The 23,757-nt window shown below is 71.0% G+C and carries 23 protein-coding genes and 2 pseudogenes; 7 read left to right on the plus strand and 18 right to left on the minus strand.

Annotated features, from left to right (window positions below):
* Positions 1 to 221 precede the first annotated feature (221 nt).
* Positions 222 to 1,019, plus strand: a complete 798-nt coding sequence (locus ACFYX4_RS33185) for an IclR family transcriptional regulator (RefSeq protein ID WP_389341196.1) — start codon at positions 222 to 224, stop codon at positions 1,017 to 1,019.
* Between the two features lie 191 nt (positions 1,020 to 1,210).
* Here the strand turns inward: ACFYX4_RS33185 and ACFYX4_RS33190 are convergent.
* From ACFYX4_RS33190 to ACFYX4_RS33225, 8 genes and pseudogenes are all read right to left on the minus strand, one after another.
* Positions 1,211 to 1,390: pseudogene (locus ACFYX4_RS33190) on the minus strand (hypothetical protein); the annotation flags it as partial.
* A gap of 2 nt (positions 1,391 to 1,392) precedes the next feature.
* Positions 1,393 to 2,054: pseudogene (locus ACFYX4_RS33195) on the minus strand (FAD binding domain-containing protein); the annotation flags it as partial.
* Positions 2,051 to 2,542 (minus strand): (2Fe-2S)-binding protein, encoded by a 492-nt coding sequence (locus ACFYX4_RS33200; protein WP_389341321.1) that lies wholly within the window; start codon positions 2,540 to 2,542, stop codon positions 2,051 to 2,053. The pseudogene ACFYX4_RS33195 and the gene ACFYX4_RS33200, both read right to left, overlap by 4 nt.
* On the minus strand, positions 2,485 to 3,441 hold the full coding sequence (gene rbsK / locus ACFYX4_RS33205; protein ID WP_389341199.1) for a ribokinase: 957 nt from the start codon (positions 3,439 to 3,441) through the stop codon (positions 2,485 to 2,487). The genes ACFYX4_RS33200 and rbsK overlap by 58 nt, the downstream gene beginning before the upstream one ends.
* A 98-nt stretch (positions 3,442 to 3,539) precedes the next feature.
* Positions 3,540 to 3,896, minus strand: a complete 357-nt coding sequence (locus ACFYX4_RS33210; RefSeq protein ID WP_269248822.1) for a cupin domain-containing protein — start codon at positions 3,894 to 3,896, stop codon at positions 3,540 to 3,542.
* A complete protein-coding gene (locus ACFYX4_RS33215; RefSeq protein WP_389341202.1) occupies positions 3,893 to 4,666 on the minus strand; it encodes an HpcH/HpaI aldolase/citrate lyase family protein in 774 nt (257 codons plus the stop codon). Before ACFYX4_RS33215 ends, ACFYX4_RS33210 begins: the two co-directional genes overlap by 4 nt.
* A gap of 25 nt (positions 4,667 to 4,691) precedes the next feature.
* Positions 4,692 to 5,855, minus strand: a complete 1,164-nt coding sequence (locus ACFYX4_RS33220; protein WP_389341205.1) for an amidohydrolase family protein — start codon at positions 5,853 to 5,855, stop codon at positions 4,692 to 4,694.
* Between the two features lie 27 nt (positions 5,856 to 5,882).
* A complete protein-coding gene (locus ACFYX4_RS33225; RefSeq protein ID WP_389341208.1) occupies positions 5,883 to 6,743 on the minus strand; it encodes a fumarylacetoacetate hydrolase family protein in 861 nt (286 codons plus the stop codon).
* Between the two features lie 537 nt (positions 6,744 to 7,280).
* Here ACFYX4_RS33225 and ACFYX4_RS33230 point away from each other — a divergent pair.
* The 5 genes from ACFYX4_RS33230 to ACFYX4_RS33250 all read left to right on the plus strand — a co-directional run bounded on the left by ACFYX4_RS33230 (position 7,281) and on the right by ACFYX4_RS33250 (position 11,240).
* Positions 7,281 to 8,387, plus strand: a complete 1,107-nt coding sequence (locus tag ACFYX4_RS33230) for a sugar ABC transporter substrate-binding protein (protein ID WP_389341211.1) — start codon at positions 7,281 to 7,283, stop codon at positions 8,385 to 8,387.
* A 253-nt stretch (positions 8,388 to 8,640) separates the two neighbouring features.
* Positions 8,641 to 9,144 (plus strand): hypothetical protein, encoded by a 504-nt coding sequence (locus tag ACFYX4_RS33235; RefSeq protein WP_389341214.1) that lies wholly within the window; start codon positions 8,641 to 8,643, stop codon positions 9,142 to 9,144.
* Positions 9,145 to 9,435: 291 nt separating this feature from the next.
* Positions 9,436 to 10,101 carry a nicotinamide riboside transporter PnuC gene (pnuC, locus tag ACFYX4_RS33240; protein WP_389341217.1) on the plus strand — a complete coding sequence of 222 codons (666 nt, stop codon included), beginning with the start codon at positions 9,436 to 9,438 and terminating at the stop codon, positions 10,099 to 10,101.
* Positions 10,102 to 10,495: 394 nt separating this feature from the next.
* Entirely contained in the window at positions 10,496 to 10,678 is a 183-nt protein-coding gene (locus ACFYX4_RS33245) for a hypothetical protein (protein ID WP_389341220.1), read from the plus strand.
* 1 nt (position 10,679) lies between these two features.
* On the plus strand, positions 10,680 to 11,240 hold the full coding sequence (locus ACFYX4_RS33250; protein WP_389341223.1) for a flavin reductase family protein: 561 nt from the start codon (positions 10,680 to 10,682) through the stop codon (positions 11,238 to 11,240).
* Positions 11,241 to 12,233: 993 nt separating this feature from the next.
* Here the strand turns inward: ACFYX4_RS33250 and ACFYX4_RS33255 are convergent.
* Positions 12,234 to 12,629, minus strand: a complete 396-nt coding sequence (locus tag ACFYX4_RS33255; protein ID WP_389341226.1) for a nuclear transport factor 2 family protein — start codon at positions 12,627 to 12,629, stop codon at positions 12,234 to 12,236.
* Positions 12,614 to 13,066, minus strand: a complete 453-nt coding sequence (locus ACFYX4_RS33260) for a VOC family protein (RefSeq protein WP_389341229.1) — start codon at positions 13,064 to 13,066, stop codon at positions 12,614 to 12,616. Before ACFYX4_RS33260 ends, ACFYX4_RS33255 begins: the two co-directional genes overlap by 16 nt.
* Positions 13,067 to 13,254: 188 nt before the next feature.
* Between ACFYX4_RS33260 and ACFYX4_RS33265 the strand changes: the two genes are divergently transcribed.
* A complete protein-coding gene (locus ACFYX4_RS33265; protein ID WP_389341232.1) occupies positions 13,255 to 14,289 on the plus strand; it encodes an aldo/keto reductase in 1,035 nt (344 codons plus the stop codon).
* A gap of 80 nt (positions 14,290 to 14,369) precedes the next feature.
* On the opposite strand, the gene ACFYX4_RS33270 is transcribed toward ACFYX4_RS33265, so the two are convergent.
* The 8 genes from ACFYX4_RS33270 to ACFYX4_RS33305 form a co-directional block, all read right to left on the minus strand.
* Positions 14,370 to 15,284 carry an ABC transporter permease gene (locus ACFYX4_RS33270; protein ID WP_389341235.1) on the minus strand — a complete coding sequence of 305 codons (915 nt, stop codon included), beginning with the start codon at positions 15,282 to 15,284 and terminating at the stop codon, positions 14,370 to 14,372.
* On the minus strand, positions 15,281 to 16,462 hold the full coding sequence (locus ACFYX4_RS33275; protein ID WP_389341238.1) for an ABC transporter permease: 1,182 nt from the start codon (positions 16,460 to 16,462) through the stop codon (positions 15,281 to 15,283). Before ACFYX4_RS33275 ends, ACFYX4_RS33270 begins: the two co-directional genes overlap by 4 nt.
* Complete coding sequence (locus tag ACFYX4_RS33280) at positions 16,459 to 18,015, minus strand: ABC transporter ATP-binding protein (protein WP_389341241.1); 1,557 nt, start codon at positions 18,013 to 18,015, stop codon at positions 16,459 to 16,461. Before ACFYX4_RS33280 ends, ACFYX4_RS33275 begins: the two co-directional genes overlap by 4 nt.
* A 40-nt stretch (positions 18,016 to 18,055) precedes the next feature.
* Entirely contained in the window at positions 18,056 to 19,141 is a 1,086-nt protein-coding gene (locus ACFYX4_RS33285) for a BMP family ABC transporter substrate-binding protein (protein WP_389341244.1), read from the minus strand.
* A gap of 77 nt (positions 19,142 to 19,218) precedes the next feature.
* On the minus strand, positions 19,219 to 19,887 hold the full coding sequence (locus ACFYX4_RS33290) for a flavin reductase family protein (protein WP_389341247.1): 669 nt from the start codon (positions 19,885 to 19,887) through the stop codon (positions 19,219 to 19,221).
* A 13-nt stretch (positions 19,888 to 19,900) separates the two neighbouring features.
* Positions 19,901 to 21,280, minus strand: coding sequence for an amidohydrolase family protein (locus ACFYX4_RS33295; protein ID WP_389341250.1), 1,380 nt, complete (start codon positions 21,278 to 21,280; stop codon positions 19,901 to 19,903).
* Positions 21,277 to 22,266 carry an alcohol dehydrogenase catalytic domain-containing protein gene (locus ACFYX4_RS33300; protein WP_389341253.1) on the minus strand — a complete coding sequence of 330 codons (990 nt, stop codon included), beginning with the start codon at positions 22,264 to 22,266 and terminating at the stop codon, positions 21,277 to 21,279. The genes ACFYX4_RS33295 and ACFYX4_RS33300 overlap by 4 nt, the downstream gene beginning before the upstream one ends.
* Positions 22,267 to 22,551: 285 nt before the next feature.
* Complete coding sequence (locus tag ACFYX4_RS33305; protein WP_389341256.1) at positions 22,552 to 23,757, minus strand: PucR family transcriptional regulator; 1,206 nt, start codon at positions 23,755 to 23,757, stop codon at positions 22,552 to 22,554.

The following is a 23,757-nucleotide window of genomic DNA, read 5'->3' on the forward strand; positions in this document are numbered from 1 at the left end:
CACCTATTTTTGGGGCCCACCCCCCCCCCGCCCCCCCGCCCCCGGGGCGCGGGGGGGGGCGCCCCCCCCCCCCGCCCGGTTCCGACGGCTCAGCTCGCGGTGGCGGAGCACCTCAGCCCTTCCCGCACATTTCCCCGACTCCCGCCGTTACGCTATTCGATACGGCGTTCCATTCAACGTCTTACCCTCTTATTGAGTACGGGACACAGGAGTAGGATTTCATGGCCACGAAGGCGCAGCCCGGCACCGGCGAACGAAGCGGTCCCGACACGACCGCGCCGACCATCCAGACGGTGCAGCGTGCGGCGCTGATCCTCGGCTCGTTCACGGTCGGCAAGCCGCACATGAGTCTCAACGAGATCACCGCACGTCTCGGGGCGAGCAAAGCGACCGCGCACCGCTACACGAAGGCACTGCGGGCGGCGAACCTGCTGCGGTACGACGAGCGCACCTCGCTCTACTCCCTCGGTTCCCAGGTGCTCACGCTCGCTGCGGCCGCGCGGGCCGGCCTGCCGATCGTCGCCGCCGCCGAGCCATACATGGAGGAGCTGGTCCGGCGTATCGACGAGACGATCGTGCTGTCGGTCTGGGACGGGGAGTCGGCGACCGTGGTGCGCTCGGTGGACAACACCGATCACATGGTGCGCATCAGCGTCCGGGTCGGCTCGCGTCTCGACCTCACGTCCTCGGCACAGGGGCGGATCTTCCTCACCTTCCTGCCCGCGGACCAGGTACCGCCGCTGCCGCGCTCGGTCCGCATGTCGGCCGAGCTCGCCGAGGAACTCGCCGCCATCCGGCACCACGGGCTGTCGGTCAACTCCCCCGCAGTCAACGGGGTCCGCACCATCGCGGCACCGATCTTCGAAGGCGACAAGATCAGCGGAACGCTCGCGGTCGTCGGCACGACGGCGACGGTCTCCGACGACGTCAAGGCGCCGATGGCCCAGGCATTGCTGGAAACCGCCCGCGCGCTGTCGCAGCGGCTTGGCCCCTCGGACGGCGAACCCAACGGCGGCTGACCCACTCACCGGAGCGACCTGGCGGCCCACCGCGGAGGGCGCGGCGGGCCGCCAGGTCGCGGCCCGCACACCACTGACGGTGCGGCACATGGCGGGGCCCTGGTCGGACCCGCCTCGTACGAACCCTCGGGGCGCCCGACCAGGGCGGCCGCGCCCACGAATGCGGCCGGCGGCTCAGTTCCTCGGCGAGGTCAAGCATCCGTGGCTCCGGGGAGGATCACGCGGTCGGGCCGAATGGGCAGATGGCGGTGGCGTACGCCGGTCGCGTGCCACACCGCGTTGGCGATCGCCGCCACCGGGTCGTCCGGGTCGGGGTCGTCCACCCAGTCCACCTCCATGAGCGGGACGTCGGCGTTGGCCGCGAAGTCGTAGGGGGTGTCGGCGGCAGGGTGACACCGGTGATCAGCCCCCCGGCGGCAGCGAGGTCTCCAGGTGCGCGGTGCCGCCCACCGGCAGATAGAACTCGGCAAGCGGCAACTCCCCCTGCCCGTCGGTCGTTTCGTACGACACCACGGCGTCGAAGGCCGTCAACGCTACGCCCATGTCCGAGGGGTGGACGGCCGCGCAGTGGCCGGAGGCGCCGAGGACCGCGTGGTTGTGGTGCTCGCCGGCGATGGCGGGGCAACCGCTGCCGGGGACGCGCTTGTCGCAGGGTGCGGTCACTTCGCCGAAGTAGCCGCAGCGGGTGCGCTGGAGGAGGTTGCCACCGACCGTGGCCATGTTGCGCAACTGCCCGGAGGCACCCGCCAGTACCGCCTGCGTCAACGCCGGGTAGCGGCGGCGGACTTCGGGGTGCGCGGCGAGGTCGCTGTTGGTCACGGTCGCGCCTATGCGCAGGCACCCCTCTTCGGTCGACTCGACCCGGTCAAGGGGCAGCGCGCGTACGTCGACGAGCCGGCCGGGCCGTTCCACACCGGTCTTCATCAGGTCGACGAGGTTGGTGCCGCCCCCGAGGAAGCGGGCGTCCGGGTCGGCGTCGAGCAGGGCGAGAACGCCAAAGACGTCGTACGCGCGCTGGTATCCGAACTCCTTCATACGGCCGTCTCCCCTCGCTCACCCTGGGCAGCGCGGACGGCCACCCGGACGATTGTCACGTACGCGCCGCAGCGGCACAGGTTGCCGCTCATCCGCTCCCGGATCTCCTCCGCGGTCAGCGGCGGCGGCCCCGATTCGGGGCGGATGTCGCCGGTGACGGCGCTGGGCCAGCCCGCCGCGTGTTCCTCGATCATCGCGACGGCCGAGCAGATCTGCCCGAGAGTGCAGTAGCCGCACTGGAAGCCGTCGAAATCGAGGAACGCCTGCTGCACCGGATGCAGTCGGTCGCCGTCCGCGAGACCTTCGACGGTGGTGATCTCGCGGCCCTGCGCCGCAACCACGAGCTGGAGGCAGGCCACGGCCCGGCGACCGTCGAGCAGAACGGTGCAGGCACCGCACTGCCCCTGGTCGCAGCCCTTCTTGGTGCCGGTCAGACCGAGACGCTCACGCAGGACGTCGAGCACGGTGGTGCGGTGGCCGACGCGCAGTGCGTTGCCCGCGCGGCGAGTTCGTCGATCTCGGTGCGGTACGGCATGGCGGCCGAGGCGCCCGGCCTCTGCACGGAGAGCGCCGCCGCGGCCGAAGCCCAGGCGAGCGCCTCCGGCATCGGCCGGCCCTCGCCGAGCGCCACGGAAAGGGCGCCCACGAACGTGTCACCCGCGCCGGTCGAGTCCACGGCGGTCACCCGCGGCGCGGGGACGGTGATCTTCCCGGTGCCCCGGGCGGCGTGGACACTGCCCGCCGAGCCCAGCGTGATCACCACCTCGGGCACCTGCTCCAGCAGGGCGTCGGCCGCCTCGTACGGGTCGGTGATGCCGGTGAGCGCGGCGGCCTCGTGCTCGTTCGGTATGAGGAGGTCGGTGGCGGCGAGGAGATCGGCGGGCAGGCGCCGGGCGGGCGCCGGGGTCAGGACGGTGCGTACGCCATGCCGGCGCGCGGCCTCCGCGGCGGCCAGGACGCCCTCCAGCGGAACCTCCAGCTGGAGCAGCAGACAGTCCGCGAGCGCGATGAGAGCCTCGTCGCCGGGGGTGAGGGCGGTGACGGTGCCGTTGGCGCCGGGGACGACGACGATCGCGTTGCCGCCCTCGTCGTCCACAACGATGTGCGCGGTACCGGAGGCGCCTTCCGTGGTGCGCAGCAGCCCGGTGCCCACGCCCGACTCGTCGAGCGCGGTCCGCAACTGAGCGCCGAAGGTGTCGGCGCCCACCGCGCCGATCATCGACACCGTGCCGCCCGCGCGGGCCGCGGCCACCGCCTGGTTGGCGCCCTTGCCGCCGGGGAACGTACGGAACTCGCGTCCGTTGACGGTCTCTCCGCGCTGCGGGGCCTTCGCGACGTACGCGACGAGGTCCATGTTCGTGCTTCCGAGCACGACGATGTGGGTCATGTGACACGCCTCCCGGCGGTGACTCGGGTGTGGGTGGGCTGAGTCAGTCCCGGCACCGGTTACCGCACGCCCCGGGTGCCGCGGCGAGCCGGCCTCGGTCAGGGAAGCAGGTCGGCACGCGGCGGGACGAAGAAGTCGATGTTCACGCAGGGGGCCTCCGTCGGCTCCACATAGTGCTCGCTGCCTCGGGGGACCAGCAGGAACGAGCCCGCGCGCATGTCGTGCGCGACACCGTCCACGTAGTAGTTCGCTCGCCCCTGGGCGATATGGACCAGCTGGTCGAACTCCTCGTGGCGGTGCGGGTTGAGCGTCATGCCGACCTCGAGCTCGTGGTGGCAGATCATCATCTCGTCCGTCGCGTAGACACGACGGCGCACCCCCGGCCGCACCTGGGTCACCGGCAGCTCGTCCCAGTTCAGGACGGTGCTGAACAATGCCGCGTTGCGTGTGGTCACTGGTTCTCCTCTCCGGTGGCGGCGCGCAGGGCTGCCGCCAGCATTTGCAGGTCCGAGCCGACGACCAGGTAGTCGGCGTCACTCAGGCCCAGGTGTCCCGCCGCGCCCCGGGTCGGCGCCCAGCCGCCGAACGCCACCGCCGCCGAGCGGGCGGCCTCGCGCGCCCGGTCCACCGCGGCGCGCAGCACCCCGGGGTCGGCCGGCAGGCCCAGGTCGACCGCGAGGTCGGTGCTGCCGACGAAGCACACGTCGAGGGGGGCGAGCAGATCCGGCAGGGGATCGGTGCGGGCCGTCTCGATCTGGCCGACCAGCACCGGCGGGTCGTCCTGCTCGGCGCCCAGGAAGGCGGCCAGCGGGAGCGCGCCGAACCGGGCGGCCCTGTTGGCCAGGCTGACCGAGCGGCGGCCGGCGGGCGCGAACCGCGTCGCGGCCACGAGTGCCTCTGCCTGGTCGACGCGGGTGAGCATGGAGAGCTGGATCCCCGCCGCCCCGGCCTCCAGCAGCCGGTTGACGGCGGCGGCGTCCACCTCGGGCACGCGGACCAGGGCCGGCAGGCCGCAGGCGTGGGCGTGGCGGACCAGGTCGACGGCGTTCTGTTCGGTGAGGGTGGAGTGTTCGAGGTCGACGACCACGAACGCGAACCCGGCCGCCTCGGCCAGTTCCACCACGTCGGGCGAGGCCAGTTTGACGAACGTCCCGACCGCGGGTCGCCCCGCCGTCAGGGCCGCGCGCAACCGGCGCCGCAGCAGGTGGACATCGCCGACGATCATCGCGTCCTCCCCGGGGGCGGGCGTCTCATGCCGACGGCAGACCGCGCCACGGCACGATGTCGACCTCGGCGCCGTTGTGCAGCACGACGGTCGGCTCCAGGCGCGGCGCGAGGATGGTGTTGCCCGCGGCGTCGGGCAGGGTGACCTCGTCGGTCCAGTCGACGACCGTGACGTCGGCCCGCCCGCCGACCGCCAGGCGCCCGTAGCCCTCGGTGTCGAGGCCGAGCAGCTGTGCGGGGGCGACGGTGGCCCGCCGTATGCACTCCCCCAGCGGCGCGCCGAGCGCGACCAGCTTGGAGACACTGGTGAGCAGGTCGAACACCGGGCCGCGCCAGTTGCGGGCGCTGGTGTCGGAGCTGAGGATGTCGGGCAGGAATCCGTCGGCGATCGCCCGGCGCGCCACCTCGAAGCTGAGGTTGCTCTTGCCGTGGGCGGAGTCGAACAGCACGCCCCGCTCGCGGGCCGCCGTGACCGCGGGGTGCACCTGGTCGCCGTCGAGGATGCCGTTCGGCTTGCCGGTGTAGCAGTGCGCGACGATGTCTCCAGGGCGCAGGTAATCCAGGACGACGGGCACCGGCTCCTCGGTTTCCCCGATGTGCACCATCAGCGGGAGTCGGGTCTGCTCGGCCAGCGCCACGGACTTCTTCAGCAGCGACTCCCAGTGCTCGCCGACGACGTCCTCGGACAGCCGGATCTTGAAGCCGCGCACGATGTCGGGGTGGGCCTCGGCGGTCGCGAGCGCGTCCTCGGGGACCAGGGTGTCGGGGTTGAGCAGCTCGCCGAACCTGAAGTCGATCAGGCCGAGCACCGAGACGTTGAGGAAGTTGACGATGCGCAGCGGGTTCGCCTCGACCACCAGCTTGCGGAAGGCCGCGAACGTCGAGGCGCCGGCGGTTCCGGCGTCCGCCGCGGCGACGACGCCACGGCGCAGGTGGGCCTCCTCGGCGGGGGCGCCGACGGCGGAGACGTACTGGAAGATGTGGGTGTGGCCCTCGACGAGGCCCGGCAGCACGGTGGAACCGGTGACGTCGATCGTGCGGGCCGCGCCCGCCGCCAGCCCTTCCCCGATCGCGGCGATACGGTCACCTGTGACCGCAACGTCGAGCCGGGCGTTGGTGTTCGACGCCGGGTCGATGACGGTGCCGCCGGCCAGGACGAGGTCGTAGGACGACGGGGAGGAGATGGGCATCGGTGTGTGCTCCAGTGTGAGGGGCGGTCAGCTGACCGGTTCGGTCAGCCGGTGGTCGTGCGGTGAGGCGCCCGAGGGACGCACGACGCGGGTGACGAGGGGCAGTACACCGTCCACCTCGACCCGTATCTCGTCGCCGTCGGCGAGGAAGCAGCCGCGGTCCTGGCCGGTGCCCGCCGGGGTTCCGGTGAGGACGACGTCGCCGGGTTCGAGTGCGGTGAACCACGAGAGCCGGCTGAGCAGATCGGTGACCGCGAAGATCATCCCGGCGCTCGTGTCGTCCTGCACGAGTTCGCCGTTGACCCGGGTCCGTACACGGATCGCGTCGCGGTCGGCGAGGTCGTCGGGGGTGCAGACGGACGCGCCGAGCGGCGTGAACCCCGGGAAGCTCTTGGCGAGGGCCGGCACCGCCGTGGTGCGCATGACGTCGCGCGCCGTCATGTCGTTGGCCGCGGTGATGCCGGCGATCGCGGGCCAGATCTGCGACTCGGACGCCTGGTACAGCGGGCGCCCGACGACGATCGCGATCTCCCCTTCGTAGTCGGGTTCGGTCGCGGCCCGTGGGATCACCACCTGTGCGCCCGGTGCCAGGACGCCGGACGACGCGGCCAGGTACAGGATCGGCTGTTCGGGCAGCCCCCGGCCGGCCCGGGCCGCCTTCGACATGTAGTTGAGGCCGATGCCCCACACCGCCCGGGGGCGGCCCAACGGCGCCACGAGCGTGGCTTCGTCGAGCGGGATCCGTCGGCGCACCGCGCTCGACTCCAGGCACCGCAGCGATCCGTGCTGTTCGAGGACCCCGCCGACGTGCGGAAAAGCCGTGTCCAGCAGGGCGATAGCCCCGTCCTCGATCCGGCCCAGGCCGGCGTCCGTCGTCACTACTCGCATGGCGGGCATCTTTCAATGCGAGATAGCATCATGTCAAGCGATACAGATATGCGAGATGCAGGCAGGCCGACATCCCGCCCGGACTAGAGATGACGGGTAGTCAGGTGCGAGATCGGAGCGCCACTTCCACGATGTCGGCCACGGCGGCACGCGAGCTGCCACCTCACCTTGCCGCCGCCCCAGCGGTCCGTGCGGCGCGTACGACACGGCCGCTGGCGGGGAACCACGGACCCCGCGGACGCGCTCGGCACCGCCACTCCGAGCGCAATACCTGGCATCGCGGGGTGGCAGGCCAAGCACGCCGACGGCCCGGTTACGCCCTTTCGCCGGCCACCCGTCGACCCCGCGGAGCAGGTACCCGCCGGGGGCGGTCCGATGGTGCAGTGCGACTGTCAGGAGTGGACATATTGCGAGATGCCATCTCTCATATCGTATGGTAGTCCCGCTCGATACCGAGGGGGCCGCCCTTCGGCCTTTCAGTCAGGTGGGCCGCAATGCAGGTACCCACGTCCGGATCGCGCCTGAAGTGAGCTCCCGATGCGTCGTATCGCCATGTCCGTAGCCACCACAACGCTCTCTGCCTCGCTCGTCAGCTGCGGCGCGCTCAACACGGCGAGGAGCAGCGGCGACGCGAGCCCGACCAAGGGCGACGACATCACCGTGGGGCTGCTGCTGCCCGAAAAGTCGAACCCCCAGTACGAGCAGTTCCACTACCCCGTGATCAAGGCGAAGGTCGCGTCCCTCACTCACGGCCAGGGCCGGGTCGAGTACGCCAACGCCGATGCGGACGCGGGCGAGCAGTCACGGCAACTGCAGCAGATGATCAACGCACAGGTCGACGTGATCCTGCTGGACCCGGTCGACACGCACGCCATCGCCAGCGGGGTGAGGAAGGCCAAGAAGGCCGGTATCGCGGTCATCGCCTACGACCGGCTGGCCGAGGGCCCGCTCGACGCGTACATCACCTTCGACAACGAGCTCGTCGGCGAGATACAGGGCCGTTCGCTGCTGGAAGCCCTCGGTGACGACGCCAGCATCTCCGACAAGATAGTCATGATGAACGGCTCGCCCACCGACCCGAACGCCGAGCAGTTCAAGGCGGGCGCGCTCCTCGCGCTCGACGGCGAGGTGACGATCGCCAAGTCGTTCGACACCGTGGACTGGAAGCCGCAGACCGCCGAGAAGAACATGACCGAGGCGATCAACGAAATCGGCAAGAACGACATCAAGGCCGTCTACGCCGCCAACGACGGTCTGGCGGGCGGCGTCATCGAAGCGCTGAAGGCCGCAGGCGTAACCGACCTGCCGCCGGTCACCGGACAGGACGCCGAGCTCTCGGCGGTGCGGCGGATCGTCGCCGGCGAGCAGTACATGAGCGCGTACAAACCGTACCCGCAGGAGGCCGAACACGCCGCGGAGATGGCCGTGGCCAAGGCACAGGGCAAAAACATACGGTTTGACGCCCTCACGCGTGACAAGGTCGACAGCCCCACTCACAAGGGCGTCCCCGCCCATCTCGTGCCCGTTGTCGCCCTGACGAAGGACAACATCAAGGACACGGTCATCAGGGACGGCATGTACACACCGTCCGACATATGCGTGCCCCAACTCGCGGCCGACTGCACGGCGGCAGGCCTGAAGTAGACCCCCGGGAACAACACCGAAGGCAGCCACGGCTCGTCCCCGCGAAATGACCATCCGCTTCGCCGTCCGGGACGACGCCACCAGCACGCCGACCAGGCTCGTCTTCGACAATGCTCGAGGAGCAGGCCGGCCAGGACCCCAAACCATGACGCCGGGAACCCCCGGTAGGCCATGACCGCATTTCATGTGCGAGCCGTCTGCGGTCACGGCCCGACACTGGACACACTGCTTCAGTCGGAGCACTCTTGAGCACATGCCACGTTTCAGGACCTTCTGGCAGATAGCCGACACGCTTCCGGACTCGCGCCTCGTGCAAGCCCGCTGGACTCCTGTGCCGAATGGCATCCGCAGCGATCACCTCTTCCTCGCGAGGCACGTGCACCCCACACTGCTGCGGGAGTTGGACGAGTTCTGTCGGCACCTGGCGCACTCGAACCTGTACGTGCTGCAACCCGAGCTGGCGGCCACCCCGCCGGAATTCCGCGGCCACTACGAGCGCGTCGACTCCGACCGGTTGCCGCTCCGCACCTTCGGCATCAGGATCAGCCGGGACCGCAAGGACTACACGTTCTGCGTCCGTGCCGACATGATGTCAGCGGCCCTGGTCCGGGAGATCAACACGGACTTCCTGCCGGCCCAGCAGGGCGCACTGCGCCTGCGGGGCAGTGTCCCCGAGACCGCCGAGCCGATCGATCTCGAGGTCCTCGGCGCGTTCTCCGGGCGGCACCGGACGGTGCACTGGGTCGCCGGAACCTGACGACGCGCCGAACGCGGCCATCTCGCCCTCCGTGGCCTGGTCAGACGCCCCGGGGCGCCCTGTCGGGCACTGCCTCGCCCAGCCTGGTCCGAGGGGGAGGCGCCGTCAGGCCGCAGGATCGTCGACCTGCCTGCCAGCCAAGGGTGACGATTTGGATCTTATTAGGTATAGACAAAACGGCCATCGGGGGTCGAAGCTCTGGCATATGCATCGCTTCCGTAGCCCGATATCCGACGACCTGCCGGACGACAGGTTCGCGCTTGACCCGTCTGAAGCCAGCCTGTCCGCCCTGTGAACGGGCTGAACTCCGAGGCGTTCGTCCTGTTCGACCAGCGCATCCTGTGGTCGGACATGACGGGCAACATCCTCGGCCTGGCCGCCCTCGCCCTCGGCTGGCGCCGCTCCCTGTGGAGCTGGCCCGTGCAGTTCCTGTCCGGCCTCATCCTCTTCGGGGCCTTCTTCGGCCACCTGGCCGGCAGCGCCGGTAAGCAGGCCGTCGTCACGACCGTGGCCCTGTACGGCTGGTGGCGATGGACCCGCGACAGAGGTCGGTCCGGAAACGGCCAGATCACCCCCCGGTTCGCCACCTGGCGCGAGCGTGCGGCGATGGTCGGCGCCGTCACCGTCTGCACGGTCGCGGTGGCCCTGCTGTTCAAGGCCTACCCGACGCTGTCCTGGGCCCCCTGGCCGGACGCCTACGTCTTCGTCGGCACGGTCGTCGCGATGTACGCCCAGGCGCGCGGCATGGTCGAGTTCTGGATCGCCTGGCTCCTGGTCGACCTGGTCGGCGTCCCGCTGGCCTTCGCCAACGGCTACGCCTTCTCCGGCTTCGTCTACGTCATCTACGGCGTGCTTGTCCTGTGGGGCATGCGCGACTGGTGGCTGCGCTCCCGCAGCGGACCGCGGGCCGCCCTGAAGCTGCCCGGTGCGCACGACCCCAGGAGAGTGTCGCAGTAGCGGGTGGTCGAGACTCGCGGTGCGGGAGCCACTCTCCACCCGCGCGGGCGGAGGCCGACGCCGTGGACGCCTCGCTGACAGCCCCAAGGTTCCACGCATGACCCAGCGACTGATCGACGTGGCCTTCTTGCGCTCGGCGAAACGACCGGCAGTGCCCGGCGCCCCTCGGCACCCGCACAACACACCGGCATGCAGGAGCCGTTGATCTTCTGGCGCGAGCCCGCCACATGGTGACCTTCCGGCCCGTTCGCACCACCGGCGGGCCGACGCCGCCGATGAGAACAACCTTGCCGAGCCCTCACGCCTGACTTACAGGACTCCATGCAAGATGGCATGTTGACATACGAGACACCTCATCTTAGCGTCGGTGCATCCCTAGCAAAGGCAAGACAAGATGAGATCCGCTTTCTCCCCGCCGGCCTCCCCGTCGGCCTCCCTGCCGAATCCCGCGACACGACGACCGTCCCGGATCACCGGCGGCGGCGGTGCCTGCGGAGCACCCGGCCGCATCCACCGAGCCACCGAGTCGACGGCCTGCGGCGCGCCGGAGTGCGCCGGCGAGATGGCGGTGGTCTGACATGTCCACCCCCTCCATGGATCACGCCGTCAAGCGCCGGCCGGTCATCCGCCAAGACCCGCAGGCGTACCGCGACGGACTGTCCTCGATGGTCACGTCTGTCTGTGTAGTAACCACCGAAGTGGACGGGCAGCGGTACGGTTTCACCGCCAACTCGGTGACCAGCGTGTCGATGGACCCGCCGCTGATTTCGGTCTGCCTGGCCGACACCGCAGACGTCCACCCGGCCTTCAGCCAGGCCGAGTCGGTCGCCGTCAACGTCCTGGCGGCCGACCAGCACCCGGTGGCGCAGACGTTCGCGACGGCCGGCGTCGACAGGTTCGCTGCGGCGCGCTTCAGTTCGGGTGAGCTCGGTCCACCCCTGCTCGACGGCGCCATCCTGTCGCTCGAGGGTGTCGTGCACCAGCGCCTCACCGCCGGCGACCACACGATCATCCTGATCGAGGTGGCCGGTGTGGTGGTCGGCGGAGGGGAGCCGCTCACCTATCAGGGTCGCCGGTTCCACACTCTGAACCCGCTGGAGCCGGCCGCCCTGCAGCCGACCGGAAAGGATCCGTCATGACCACCTGGACGACCTCGCTCCCCTCGGCCGCCCCCGGCCCCGTCGAAGACCTCGCGGGACGTTCATCGGCCTGTGGGCCTTCGCCTGAATCGGCGCGTACAGCAGCGGCAGCCTGACGCTCTCGGGACGACTCCGGCGCAGGGCTTGCGCGCTGAAGGCGATCGGAACGGTCCCCCAGGCCCCCGCCCTGCTGCCATGGTCGACGCTACGAAAGGACGTCGCCCTGCCGGCCGGTATCAACCAGCCGGTGGGTCGGTCCCGCGACCGTCGGCGCGGCGCGGACCGAGTCTCTCCACGGGAGATCCGGACGAGCTGCTGACGCCGGTCGGCCTCAGTGACTATGCCGGCAAGCACCCCGCAGAGCTGTCCGGGGGCATGCGACAGCGGTGGCCTTCGTCCGCGCCCCCGGTCTGCGGCCGGACCTTTCGCGCTCGTGGACGAGCCCTTCTCCGCAGCACCGAGTACGACACTCCCGCCGCACCGGCGCAGTGCGGACCGGGCCGCGCCGTCCGCGGGCAGGCCCGGCCGGTCCGGCGGGCGTGGCCCGTCCGGCTCAGACCAGGATCTGCCCCGCGATCATGGCGGGCTCCACTGGCAGGTCACCGTCCCTTTGACGGCGGCTTCTCTGTCGCGACAAGGCTGCCTACGGTCGAGGGCACGCCCGAGGCCCCCCGTATGCGCGGCCGGAGAGGGAGACGGTCGGCCAGGGCTGGGCACAGACGTCGACTGACAGGGGCGCCCTCGTTCTACACAGGCGCCGCAGCCCGGGTCACCCACAACCGCGCACCCCGTCGTACGGTCTCCCGATTTCCGAGGGGACGCAGGCGGGGTGCCCAGCGGTGTCTCCAGCGGTCTGCTCGCATGGCGAGCGTCTCTCATTCGAGACAGCGTCACGCTCAGAGAACTGCCAGTCAGGGAAGGCACGGACACCCCGTCCGCACGAGGGGCGGACGGGGTGTCAGGGGGCCCGGTCGCGGGCAGCGGGAAGGGGCGTCAGGCGAGCTGCCGCTGCACCTCGCCGCTGTCCCAGTAGTCCGTGCGACGCGTGATGAGGCCGCCGGCGACAGTGAACACGAAAACCCCGCGCACTCGTACGGGGCGGTCGCCCGCCGACCGCATCAGAAACGTCATGACGTACGGCACCGCGGCCGACTCGGCGTCGACGAGGACGCCCTCGGGCGCGTAGTGCAGGTCCCCGAAGTTCTCGAGGAACCCGGTCAGCGCGGCGCGGTACTCGGCGCGGCCCCTGCGGCTGTGTCCCAGCGACGACGTGTGCTCGTTGACGAAGTCCTCGGCCACGCAAGCGGCCACGGCGTCGGCGTCGTGCGCGTTCAACGCCGCGAGGTACGCCTCGACGGCGGCGCGGGTGTCCTTCAGGAGGAACCCCACTTCTCGCGGACCGAGTCGAACACCCGCTGGTCGTGGGAGATCTCGACGACGTTGCCGTCGGGATCCTTCAGAGCACAGATGTAGCCGATGGGATCGGGCATCTGCCTCGGCTCCCAGTGCAGGCAGCCGAGCTCACGGGCCCGGTCCGCGAGTGCGTCGACGTCCCCGCGCGCCGGCACCTCGATGCCGAGGTGCGCGAACGGGTGCAGCAGCCCCTGCGGGTTGCCCTTGTCCTTGTTGAACGACACCAGGACGAGCACGAACGGCGTCTCGGCCTGCTGGTCGTTGGAGAGCCAGACGCTCTCGCCGTCGGCGTCCTTGAAACGCTCGACCACGACCAGCGGAGTCAGGGTGGTGTAGAACGCGATCGCCTTGTCGAGATCGCCGGTCGGCAGCGCGACGTGAGTCCAGCGTGCCGAGGTGAGACCGGTGGCCACGGTACCTCCATCGTGAGTGGTTCGGATTTCTTCGAGACTAGGCGCGCACGCGCCCGGGGGTCGATGTGCTGCGGACACAACACGCAGGCCAGGGATGCTGGCCCCGCGCGACATCGGTTTGCGGCCTGCCGCTGTGCCAGCCTGCGAGAGGACAGCGACAGGGCGTCGGCTGGGAATACGAGGGCAGCGTGCACTACCGGATTCTGGGTGGGACGGGCATCGAGGTGAGTGAGCTCTGCCTCGGGTCGATGATGTTCGGCGCCTGGGGCAACACCGACGAGGCGGAATGCCACCGCATGGTGGCGACGGCGCTGGACGCCGGGGTCAACGTCGTCGACACCGCCGACGTGTACGCGTTCGGAGAGTCGGAGGAGATCGTCGGCCGGGCGCTGAAGGGACGTCGCGACGACGTCGTCCTGGTGTCGAAGGTCGCGAGCCGGATGCCCGCGGGCCCGCTCGACCGCAACCGGGGCGGCACCTCCCGGCTGTGGATCACACGTGCCGTGGAGGACAGCCTGCGCCGGCTGGGGACGGACCACCTGGACGTGTACCTCGTCCACCGTCCGGATCCCCACACCGACGTCGAGGAGACCCTCGGTGCGCTCAGCGACCTGGTGCGGGCGGGCAAGGTACGGGCGATCGGCTCGTCGAGCTTCCCGGCCGAGGACATCGTGGAGGCCCAGTGGGCGGCGCGGCGCGGTGGCCGTGAGCGGTTCACCGTGGAGCAGCTGTCGTACTCGGTCCTGGCCCGGCACGCGGAGGCCGCTGCCCTGCCCACCGCGCAGCGGCACCGTATGGGCGTCATGGTCTGGAGCCCTCTCAACGGAGGCTGGCTGACGGGCAAGTACCGGGCCGGCGCCGAACCGGCGGGCGACTCGCGCGCGCTGCGCAACAGCGAGCACTTCGACTTCGCCGACGAGCAGGTGCGGACGCGCAAGCTCGCCGTCGTCGAGGAGCTTGTCCGCGTGGCCGCCGAGGAGGGCTGCACGCTCGTCGAACTGGCGCTGCGCTTCGTGCTCGCCCATCCCGGCGTCACCACGGCCGTCATGGGCGCGCGCACCCACGACCAGCTCCTGTCGCAGCTCACCGCCGTGGACCGGCCGCTGTCGGCCGAGGCACTGGACCGGATCGACGAACTCGTCGCGCCAGGCAGCGTCCTCAACCCACTGGACGTCGGCCACACGCCACCGGCGCTGGAGACCGCGGCGCTGCGCCGACGCTGACTGCGATGCCGCACACCCACGGCGGACACCGGCCCCGTGCCTTCGCGGGGCCGGCATCCGCCGTCGCCGGACCTGGCCCGTCACGTCGACCCACGCTCGAAGGGACGGCCGAGCGCGCCGGGTTCCCGATGCTGCGTGGCGAACAGGAGCATGGCCAGCAGCGCCAGGAGATACGGGGCCGCGACAAGCAGCTGGGCGTTGAGGGTGACGCCGAGCGCCGGGAGCGCCAGGCGCATCGCGTCGGAGAGGCCGAAGACCAGGCAGCCGAGCATGGTCCGGCCGAGCCGCCACGCCCCGAAGATCACGGCTGCGATGACGAGGTATCCGCGCCCGGCGGTCATGTTCTGGTTGAACGATCCGACCTCGCCGACCGCGAGGTAGGCGCCACCGAGACCGGCCAGAGCGCCGGCCCACAGCAGAGCCTGCCGGCGCCGCATGTTCACCTTGATGCCCGTGACGTCGGCGGCCTGGGGGTTCTCCCCCACCGCCCGCAGTTCCAGGCCCCAGCGGCTGCGCTCCACCAGCCACCAGGTGAGCGGCACCAGCGCGAACAGCAGGAAGGCCGGCCAGCGTTCGGAGAACAGCGGTTTGCCGAGGAGGGGGATGTCCTGCAGCAGCGGGATCGACAACACCTCGACCTGGTGCGAGACGAACTCGTTCGTCGTGATCAGGTAGCTCGTCAGCCCGAGCACCAGCGCGTTCAGCACCAGGCCGACGACGAAGGTGTTGATCTGTGCCCGGTGGGAGAGGTTGCCGTGCGTGAAGCCGAGAACGAGGCCCGTCACGACGCCCGCCACGAGGCCGGCGGTGGCGCTGCCGGTCGCGCTCGCGGTGGCGATCGAGGTGAACGCGGCGCCGAGCATCATCGCCTCGACGGAGATGTTCATCGTGCCGGCGCGCTCGGCCACGTACTCACCGCAGGCGGCGAACGCCAGGGGCACGGTCAGCCGGACACCGCTGGCGAGAATGGTGGTGGTGCTGTCCAGAACGCTCACGCGGCTGCCTTCACCTTGGTCGGGACTACGGACAGGCCGGGCGTCGCCCGCGGTGTGGCACCGCGACGCCGGCGGAAGAGATCGAGGAGCACGGGAGGCGCGACGAACGCGAGGACCAGCAGTGCTTTGACGACATCGACGAGGTAGTACGGCACGCCCGTGGCCGAGAGGAAGTCGCCGCCCGCGCGCAGAACGGCGAACACCAGCGACACCGGGATCGCGACCAGGGGCCGGTTGCGTGCGACGAGCGCGACGAGCAGGCCGTCCCAGCCGAAGTTGTCCGAGAGCCCGGCCTGCAGGCGGTTGGTGCCGACCGGGCTGACCAGCAGCAGCCCGCCCGCCAGCCCGGCGAAGGCACCAGAGAGTGCCAGGGTGAAGCCGCCGAGCGCGGCCACCCTCACTCCGGTGTGCTTGGCGGTCAGCGGATTCAGTCCGAGCATGCGCACCCTGAAGCCCCACCGGCTGCGGGTGAGGACCACGGCGACACCGACAGCGGCGAGCAGGGCGATGAACAGCCCGATGTTCCACTGCACCGACGGGTACTGCCCGAAGCCGCCGAGCTGGGCGTTCGCCGGCAGTTGGTTGGACGCCGCGTCGGCGATGCCCGAGGAGCCCTGCGCGCTCTCCTGGAGGAACCAGGGGGTGCTGACCGCGAAGGTGACGAGCTGGATGGCGAGGAAGGTCATCAGCAGGGTGCTCACCGGGACGTTGACGCCGCGCAGGCGGAGCATCACCGCGCTGAGCGCGGCCCAGGCGCCGCCGCCGACGGCGGCGGCGATCAGCACCACGACCACCAGCGTCGGGCCGGGCACGGCCAGCCGCAGTCCGACCCAGGCTCCGGCCAGGCCCCCGATGAGGACCTGCCCCTCCTGGCCGATGTTGAAGGTGCCGCCCGCCGCGCAGATGCACGCACCGAGCGCGACCAGCAGCAACGGCGCCGTGTTGAGGAGCGTCGTCGTCCATCCCGTCGCGTCGGCCAGGCTCCCGGTCCATATCGCGTCCGCCGAAGCACTCGGCGAGCCACCGGTCAGTACGAGCAGCAGCGCGGAGGCGCCCGCGGCGACGGCGATCAGTACGGCGGTCAGGCCCGCCGTCATCCAGCCGTCGCGCCCGGGCCGAAGCCGGGCGAGGAAGCGCCGGGCGAGGTCGTCCCCGTCCGTGAGCGAGGCGGCACTCATGCGGCCTCACCGCCGACCAGCATGCCCAGTCGCTCGGGAGTCGCCTCCGAGACGGGGAGTGCTCCGGTGATCTGCCCGGACGAGATCACCGCGATCCAGGTTGCAAGGGCCATGACTTCCTCGAGTTCGGTGGAGATGAGCAGCACTCCGACGCCGTCGGCGGCCGCCCCGCGCAGCCGGGCGTACATGTCCTCGATGGCGCCGACGTCCAGCCCGTGGGTGGGCTGCGCGGCCACCAGGACGCTGGTGTGACCGGACAGCTCCCGGGCGAGTACGACGCGCTGCTGGTTGCCTCCGGAGAGGCTGCGCAGCGGCGCGTCGAGCGAGGGCGCGATGATGTTGAACTCGTCCGCGAGGCGACGGGCCTCGGCGTGCATCGCGCTCCGGCGCAGCAGGAACCGTCCGCTGAGCTTGTCGAGCGACTTCATCGTCAGGTTTTCGGTGACACTCATGTCGAGGACGACGCCGCTCTGGTGCCGGTCCTCCGGCACGATGCCGAGACCGGCCTTTCCGAGCGCGCCGGGCCGGGTCACGTCGACCCTGCGGCCGGCGACCTCGATGGTGCCGGCGGTCGGCAGGACCAGCCCGGCGAGGACTTCGCCGAGCATCGCCTGGCCGCTGCCCTCGACGCCGTAGAGGGCGCAGATCTCGCCCTCGCCCACGGTCAGGTCGACTCCTTGAAGAACCGTCACCCCGCCTTTTTCGACGGTGAGCCCGGCCAGGCTCAGGACGGGCGTGGGCCGGTCGTGGGCCCCGCCCCGGGCCGTGCGGGTCGTGCCGACCGGCAGGAGGCCGAGGGCGGCTCCTTCCTCGTGCAGCGACACGTCGCGGCCCACCATCTGGCGGGCCAGTTCCGGCGCGGTGGTCTCGGCGGTGACCGCCCGGAAGGCGACACCGCCCTTGCGCAGGACCGTCACGCGGTCCGTGGCCTGCACGATCTCGGCGAGCTTGTGGCTGATGAGGATGACAGCACGTCCCTCCTCCTGCACCACCCGGCCGAGCACGGCGAACAGCTCCTGCGACTCGGCCTGGGTCAACACCGAGGTGGGCTCGTCGAGAATCAGGATCTGAGGGTTGCGCCGCAGACACTTGACCACCTCGACGCGCTGCCGCTCGCCCGCCGAGAGCGCGTCGACGCGCGCCTCGGGGTCGACCGGCAGCCCGTACCGCGCGGCGACCTCGGCGATGTCGGCGCAGATGGCCTGCTTGTTCACCGCGCCGGTGTCGCCGAGTGCGACGTTCTCCCACACGGTGAGCCCGTTGATGAGGCTGAAGTGCTGGTGCACCATGCCGATGCCCAGCTCGGCCGCCTCCTGCGGGCTGTCCAGCGCGACCTGTTCACCACGCACCAGCACGGTGCCGGCGTCGCGCCGGATCAGTCCGAGCAGAACCTTCATGAGACTGGACTTGCCCGCCCCGTTCTCGCCCAGGAGACCGTGGATCTCGCCGGCGTCAACGGTGAGGTCCACGGCGTCGCAGGCCGTGACGGACCCGTAGGACTTGGTGATGCCACGCAGCTCGAGGATCCGGGCCGCTGAGGTCGTCGGTGTCATCGCGTGTGAATCTCTCCTGGGTCGTTGTCGGCACGGTCGGTCAGCCGAGGCGCTTGACCTCGGCCTCCGGGTCGATCTCCTTGTTGCCGATCTTCTTCATGAACTCCGCCAGCTGCTGGTCCTCGTCTCCCTGGCCCTTGCAGATCTTGACGGTCGGGTAGGGGTCGACGCCCAGCTGCCACACGCGCGGCGTTCCCATCTTCAGGTCGTCCTTGGCGAAGTCCTCCAGCGCGGCGCGGAAGTAGTCACCCGGGCTGAAGATCACCGAGATGTCGAACTTGGGGCTGGTCGAGGCGCACCGGTCGGTGCCCGGGGTGAGGGTCAGCACGCCGCTGGCGTTCGCCACCTGCGCCGCGGCGTCGGTCGCGCCCCCGAGGTAGGGGTAGATGACCTTGGCCCCCTGGCTGATCTGGGCCTGGATGGCTTCCTTGGCCTTCGCCGAGTCGTTGAAGTCACCGGTGTAGGTGCTCACCAGGGTGGCCTTGGGGACGACCTCCCGGATCCCGGCCAGGAATGCCTTCGCTCCCAGGACACTGAAGTCGGCCTTGATGCCGGTGACGAATCCGGCCTTGGTGTAGCCGCCTGCCTTCATCTTCAGGCCCGCGGCGTAGCCGGCGGCGAGCATCGACTGGTTGGGGTTGTCGGAGGACAGCATGATCCGCGGGGTCTGGTCGATGTTCGCCGACGACGGCACGTACCAGGCGGTCTTGGCGCAGACCGGCTCCTCGGAGGCCGGGATGGCGGCCTTGAGCTCACTCGCGGCGAGCGCGACCATGTCGACGTGCTGCTGGCACAGCGCGCGTGCGGCGCTGAGCGCGTCGCTCGCGGGCACGCTGCCGCGCTTGATGACCGTCCAGCCCTTTTCCTTGGCGAAGGCGTCCGCCGAGTCGACGAAACTCTCGTAGTAGCCGCGGTCGTTGATGTCGCCGGGGCTGAGGACACCTATGACGACCTTGCCGTCGCCGTTGACGTCGGGCTCGTTGAGGCCCGATCCGCCGCTCGCCGCGGCGGCGGTCGCCTTGGGTGCCGTCGCATCGTTGCTGGCGCAGCCGGAGAGCGCGAGGGCTGCTGTGAGGGCGAGGCCGAGCGCCGCCCTACTACGCCAGAGAGATCTGCCTGCAGTCATGTCTGCGGTTCCGTTCGCTCGGTGGCACCGCCCTGTCGAGGCGGTGGTGACTTCGGGGGGGTGACTTCTCGGGGGGGTCAGTTGGCGGACCGGTCGGCCCGGTCGAGCTCGGCGTAGGAGACACGCTCCTGGTGGAAGAGGGACTCCTCCCCCGCGGCGACGAACCACGGGAAGCCCATCCGCCCGACCGCTCGGACCCGGGTGGGGTCGACGCGGCCCGGGGCGGACATGACCGAGTCGTCGGTGGTGATGCAGACGACCTCGGCGAGGACGATGTGCACGCCCGAGAAGCAGGAGGTGTGGTCACCGCGGTCGATCACCTCGTGCACCCGGCACTCCAGGTGCGCGGGGCTGTCGGCCAGCGACGGCGTGTCGACGACCTGTGAGGGCACCGGCCGCCAGTCGGCGACGTCCATCTCGCTGACACCGCGGGGGTACTCGCGGGCCACCGCCTCGATGTGCTCGGCGATCTCGGCGGTGGTGACGTTGACGACGAACTCGCCCGTGCGCTCGATGTTGAGCCACGTGTCCTTCGGCTCCTGGGTCGCCTCCCGCTGGGCGCCGATGGTGACCGCGATCAGCGGCGGTTCGCCGCTGACCGGCATGTAGTAGCTGTACGGCGCGACGTTGATCCCTCCGTCCGGGTCGAGCGTGGTGATCATCGCGATCGGCCGTGGTACCACCAGTTGCGAGAGCAGGCCCTGCTTCTGGGCCGGGGAGCGTCCGGACATGTCGATGACGTTCAACGGCTGGTCTCCTTCACGGGGTGCCCGCCGGCTTTGCCGGCCAGGTCGGGCGGGGCGTGATGCCGGCGCGCCGCAGGAGGGCGGCGGACCGCTCGGCGGCGGCCTCGGCTACGGCGGCGAGGTCTATGCCGGTCGGCTGCCGGTCGCGGACGACCACGCGGCCGTCGACCAGCACGTCACGGACGGTGCGCGACACGTGGCCCCATACGAGCTGGCGGGCCAGGTCGCCGCGGGGCATCCAGGCGGGGTCGCTGGTGTCGAGTACGACGATGTCGGCGGCCTTGCCGACCTCCAGGGAGCCGGTTCGCCCGCCCAGACCGACCGCCTCGGCGCCGTCGACCGTCGCGAGCGCGAACGCCTGCTCGGCGCGGATGGGGTCGGGCAGGTCACGGTCGCGTTCGAGGCCGGCGAACAGATAGGCGGCCAGGAGGACGTCGGGGGCGTCGCCGGCGTTGTGGGCGTCGCAGCCCAGGGCCACCCGGCCGCCCCGGCGCACCAGCTCGGCGTGGCGCGAGGCGCGGGTATAGCCCTGGGCGAGGCGCAGGTAGGCCCCCGGGCAGGCGGCGACGGCGGTACGGGTGTCAAGGATCGCGTCGACCTCGGCGTTGTCGAGCCACACGGCGTGCCCCAGCAGCAGGCGCGGACCGAGTACGCCCAGTTCTCCGAAGTGGACCACCGGCCGGCGCCCGCAGCGCTGGGCGTATGCCTCGATGTCGGCGGGCCCGGGCGAGACGTGCCAGGTCAGTCCGGTGTCGAGCCGCTCGGCCAGGTTCGCCGCTCCGGTGAAGAGTTCGTCGCTGGCGAGGTCGTGGCCGACGAGTGTCACCCATCCGGTGACCGGCCCGCTGGCCGGCAGGGACTTGACGATGTCCTCCTGCCGGGCGAGTACCTCGTCGGCGGGCGCGCCGAACGGTACGCCCTCGGCGTCCCAGCCCCAGCCGCCGACCCGCGCGCGGATCCCCGCGGCGGACAGCCCGGCGGCGACCCGTTCCGGGTAGGCCACCGTGCCCGGTTCCAGCACGGTGGTGATGCCCCGGGACAGGCACTCGACGGCGGTGATTGTCGCCGCGAGTTCGTCGTCGTCACCGTCGGCGTGGGCGTGCAGTGGGACGATCCAGTCGAAGATCGACTCCTGCGAGCTGATGTGGTCCGGGATCGTGCTGCGTACGAGGGGGTCGACGGTCGTGTGCTGGTGGGCGTCGACGAGGCCCGGGATGACGACACAGCCCGACGCGTCGATCTCTCTCGCGTCCGGGAAACGGGCGCGCAGGTCCTCGGTGGTGCCGAGTGCGGCGATGCTGTCCCCGGACACGGCGATCGTCGCGCCGGTGAGGACCCGCCGTGCGGAGTCCATGGTGACGATGTCGCCCCCCACGATGAGCAGGTCGTTCATGGCGTGATCACGACCTTTCCTATGGTGTCGCGGGCGCCGAGCACGTCCCAGGCGTCGGCGAGATCATCGAGCGGGAAGCGGGCGGCGGTGGGCAGGTGCAGGCCGTCGGCGAAACAGGCCGAGGTGGCGGCGACGAAGTCGGCCGAGGTGTAGCCCCCGGCGCCCAGCAGTTTCAGGCCGCGGTGGAAGACCTCTCTCAGTGAGAAGGACACCTGGTCGCCGCTGGTGTTGCCCAGCAGCACCAGTCGCCCGCGGATGCCGAGGCAGTCCAGTGAGGTGCGCCAGGTGCCGGTGCCGACGTGGTCCAGGACCAGGTGCGCGCCGGCGCCGTCGGTGAAGGCGGTCACCGCTTTCGCCGGATCCGGTTCGTCGTTGCGCAGGGCCAGGTCCGCGCCGACCGCGCGGGCCGCGGCCAGCTTCGCGTCGCTGCCCGCGAACGCGACGACCGAGGCACCGGCCTGCTTGGCCAGCGCGATGGCCGCCAGGCTGACAGGACTCGCGCCCGCGTGCACCACGAAGGTCTCACCGGCGTCCAGTGCTCCGACGGTGTGTACCGCGTGCCACGCCGTCGCGAAGGCGGTGGGCAGGGTGGCGGCCTCGTCGAGCGACACCGACTTGGGGACCCGTACGATCGATTCGGCGGACGCCAGGACGTATTCGGCCAGCGCGCCCGGGATGTTGCCGCCGAGGATGCGCGGGCTGACGCAGTACGCGCGATCGCCCACCGAGCAACGGGGACAGCTCCCGCAGCCCTGGGTGGGGTCGGCGACGACCCGGTCGCCGGGGACTATGGAGCTGACCGCGGATCCGGTCGCCACCACCGTTCCGGCGAAGTCCATGCCCGGTACGTGGGGAAGACGGAAGCCGGGGATCAGACCGGGCCCCTTGCGCTGCAGCAGGTCCAGGCGGTTCAGCCCGCAGTACGCGACCTCGACGACGACATCGCGCGCACCGCACACCGGCTCCGGGATGTCCTGCGGAGACACGACTTCGGTTCCCCCGAAATCGGTCTGCACCATCGCTCGCACCGCGGCCCCTCCTCACCTCTGCCGTCTCGCATTGCGAGGCGGTGGAACGTATTGTGGGGCCACTCTGCCCATGCCGACCAGTGCTGTCAACGCTTGTATGGAAAAACTGGGTTTCGTCGGCGTTTCACCGACAGTGGTCGGCATTTCGCTTGCTGTTAAGGCTCGCAACGCAGGCCTCGGCGGCGCGTGTGCGGGTGCGGACGCATTGCGAGGCACCCCCCGGCGGCACAGTCCAATGACTGTTCAGCGTCCGGCGGAGACCGGTTCTTCGTCGTCGCCGCGCAGCCGCTGATCGTCGGCGGCGAGCAGGTCGAGCGCCGCGAGCGCCAGGTGCAACTGCGCCGAGGCGGCGGGAAGCAGGGGGTCCGTGCCGAGGAGGTTCTTGATCTGGCGGACCCGGTAGCCCACCGAGTTGCGGTGGAGATGGAGTTGTTCGGAGACGCTCTGCCGGCTGCCCCGCTCGGCCAGCCAGGCACGGAGGGTCGCCATCAGCTCCGGACGCTGCCGGATCGGCCCGAGGTGCGCCTCGGCGTACGCCTCCAGCTCCGCGCGCGGGAGGGGCAACAGCAGCTGGACCACCCCGCAGCCGGCGAAGGTGAGCAGCGGGACGCGCCGGCTCCTGGCCAGCCCGAGCAGCCGTTCGGCCTCGGTGAAGGACCGGGCCAGACCGATGGTCGAGTCGGGGTGGGAACCGCTCGCCGCGACGACGTGGTCACCGGCGGACTCGTCGCCGGTCATGAGGCGCAGCCTGCTCTGCAGACGTGCGAGCCCGACCTCGCCCGACGCCACCGTCCACGCCGTGCGCCCTTCCTGCTGCACAGGGTGCTCCAGCCAGGCGAGGGCGGTGGACCAGGCGCGCAGGCGGGAGCCGCTGTAGTGCAGTACGGCACCGGCCGGCGGTCGCCGCAGATCGATCCCCAGTCCCGCGGCCGCCGCGCACACCGAGGGGCTCACCGTCCCGGACCGCAGCGCGGCGACGACGTCGGCCGGTGTGTGCCGCGGCGAGACCTCGGCCGAGGCGTCCCCCGCGCGCACGGCGTCGATGAGGAGCGCGGTGACGGCGGCACCGGCCAGCGCCTGCACCCGCGGATCGGCGGGACCGACGGTCAGCAGCACGCCGCCCACCGTCGTCCCCGCTCGCACGGGCAGCGCCGTGGCGCACAGCCCGTCGAGCGTGTCGACCAGCGGTTCGTCCACGCCGGAGAGCACGCCGTCCGCGACCGTGGCCGCGACTCCGGATCCGCCGTCGGTGGTCGCCAGCGGCACGCCCTCGGCGGACAGCAGCCGCACCTGCCGGCCGGTCGCCCGCAGAAGCGCGCGGAGCACGTCCGAGCGCGCGGCTCCGGCGAGCACGGCGTCGGTCAGTTCCCGCTCCAGCCCGGCGGGGTCGGCGTCCGGCCCCGCCCTCTCCCGGGCCGGTCCGGACCGCGCTTCTGCGACGGTTCCCAT

Source organism: Streptomyces sp. NPDC002328 (assembly GCF_042890065.1).
Classification (GTDB): Bacteria; Actinomycetota; Actinomycetes; order Streptomycetales; family Streptomycetaceae; genus Streptomyces.

Excerpts from the sequence above, each read along its gene's own strand:
- ACFYX4_RS33220 (WP_389341205.1), bottom strand. The coding sequence starts at position 5,855 with ATGCCCATCTCCTCCCCGTCGTCCTACGACCTCGTCCTGGCCGGCGGC.
- ACFYX4_RS33230 (WP_389341211.1), top strand. The coding sequence starts at position 7,281 with ATGCGTCGTATCGCCATGTCCGTAGCCACCACAACGCTCTCTGCCTCG.
- ACFYX4_RS33185 (WP_389341196.1), top strand. The coding sequence starts at position 222 with ATGGCCACGAAGGCGCAGCCCGGCACCGGCGAACGAAGCGGTCCCGAC.
- ACFYX4_RS33245 (WP_389341220.1), top strand. The coding sequence starts at position 10,496 with ATGAGATCCGCTTTCTCCCCGCCGGCCTCCCCGTCGGCCTCCCTGCCG.
- ACFYX4_RS33285 (WP_389341244.1), bottom strand. The coding sequence starts at position 19,141 with ATGACTGCAGGCAGATCTCTCTGGCGTAGTAGGGCGGCGCTCGGCCTC.
- ACFYX4_RS33225 (WP_389341208.1), bottom strand. The coding sequence starts at position 6,743 with ATGCGAGTAGTGACGACGGACGCCGGCCTGGGCCGGATCGAGGACGGG.
- rbsK (WP_389341199.1), bottom strand. The coding sequence starts at position 3,441 with ATGACCCACATCGTCGTGCTCGGAAGCACGAACATGGACCTCGTCGCG.
- ACFYX4_RS33235 (WP_389341214.1), top strand. The coding sequence starts at position 8,641 with ATGCCACGTTTCAGGACCTTCTGGCAGATAGCCGACACGCTTCCGGAC.
- ACFYX4_RS33215 (WP_389341202.1), bottom strand. The coding sequence starts at position 4,666 with ATGATCGTCGGCGATGTCCACCTGCTGCGGCGCCGGTTGCGCGCGGCC.
- ACFYX4_RS33250 (WP_389341223.1), top strand. The coding sequence starts at position 10,680 with ATGTCCACCCCCTCCATGGATCACGCCGTCAAGCGCCGGCCGGTCATC.
- ACFYX4_RS33305 (WP_389341256.1), bottom strand. The coding sequence starts at position 23,757 with ATGGGAACCGTCGCAGAAGCGCGGTCCGGACCGGCCCGGGAGAGGGCG.
- ACFYX4_RS33295 (WP_389341250.1), bottom strand. The coding sequence starts at position 21,280 with ATGAACGACCTGCTCATCGTGGGGGGCGACATCGTCACCATGGACTCC.
- ACFYX4_RS33275 (WP_389341238.1), bottom strand. The coding sequence starts at position 16,462 with ATGAGTGCCGCCTCGCTCACGGACGGGGACGACCTCGCCCGGCGCTTC.
- ACFYX4_RS33280 (WP_389341241.1), bottom strand. The coding sequence starts at position 18,015 with ATGACACCGACGACCTCAGCGGCCCGGATCCTCGAGCTGCGTGGCATC.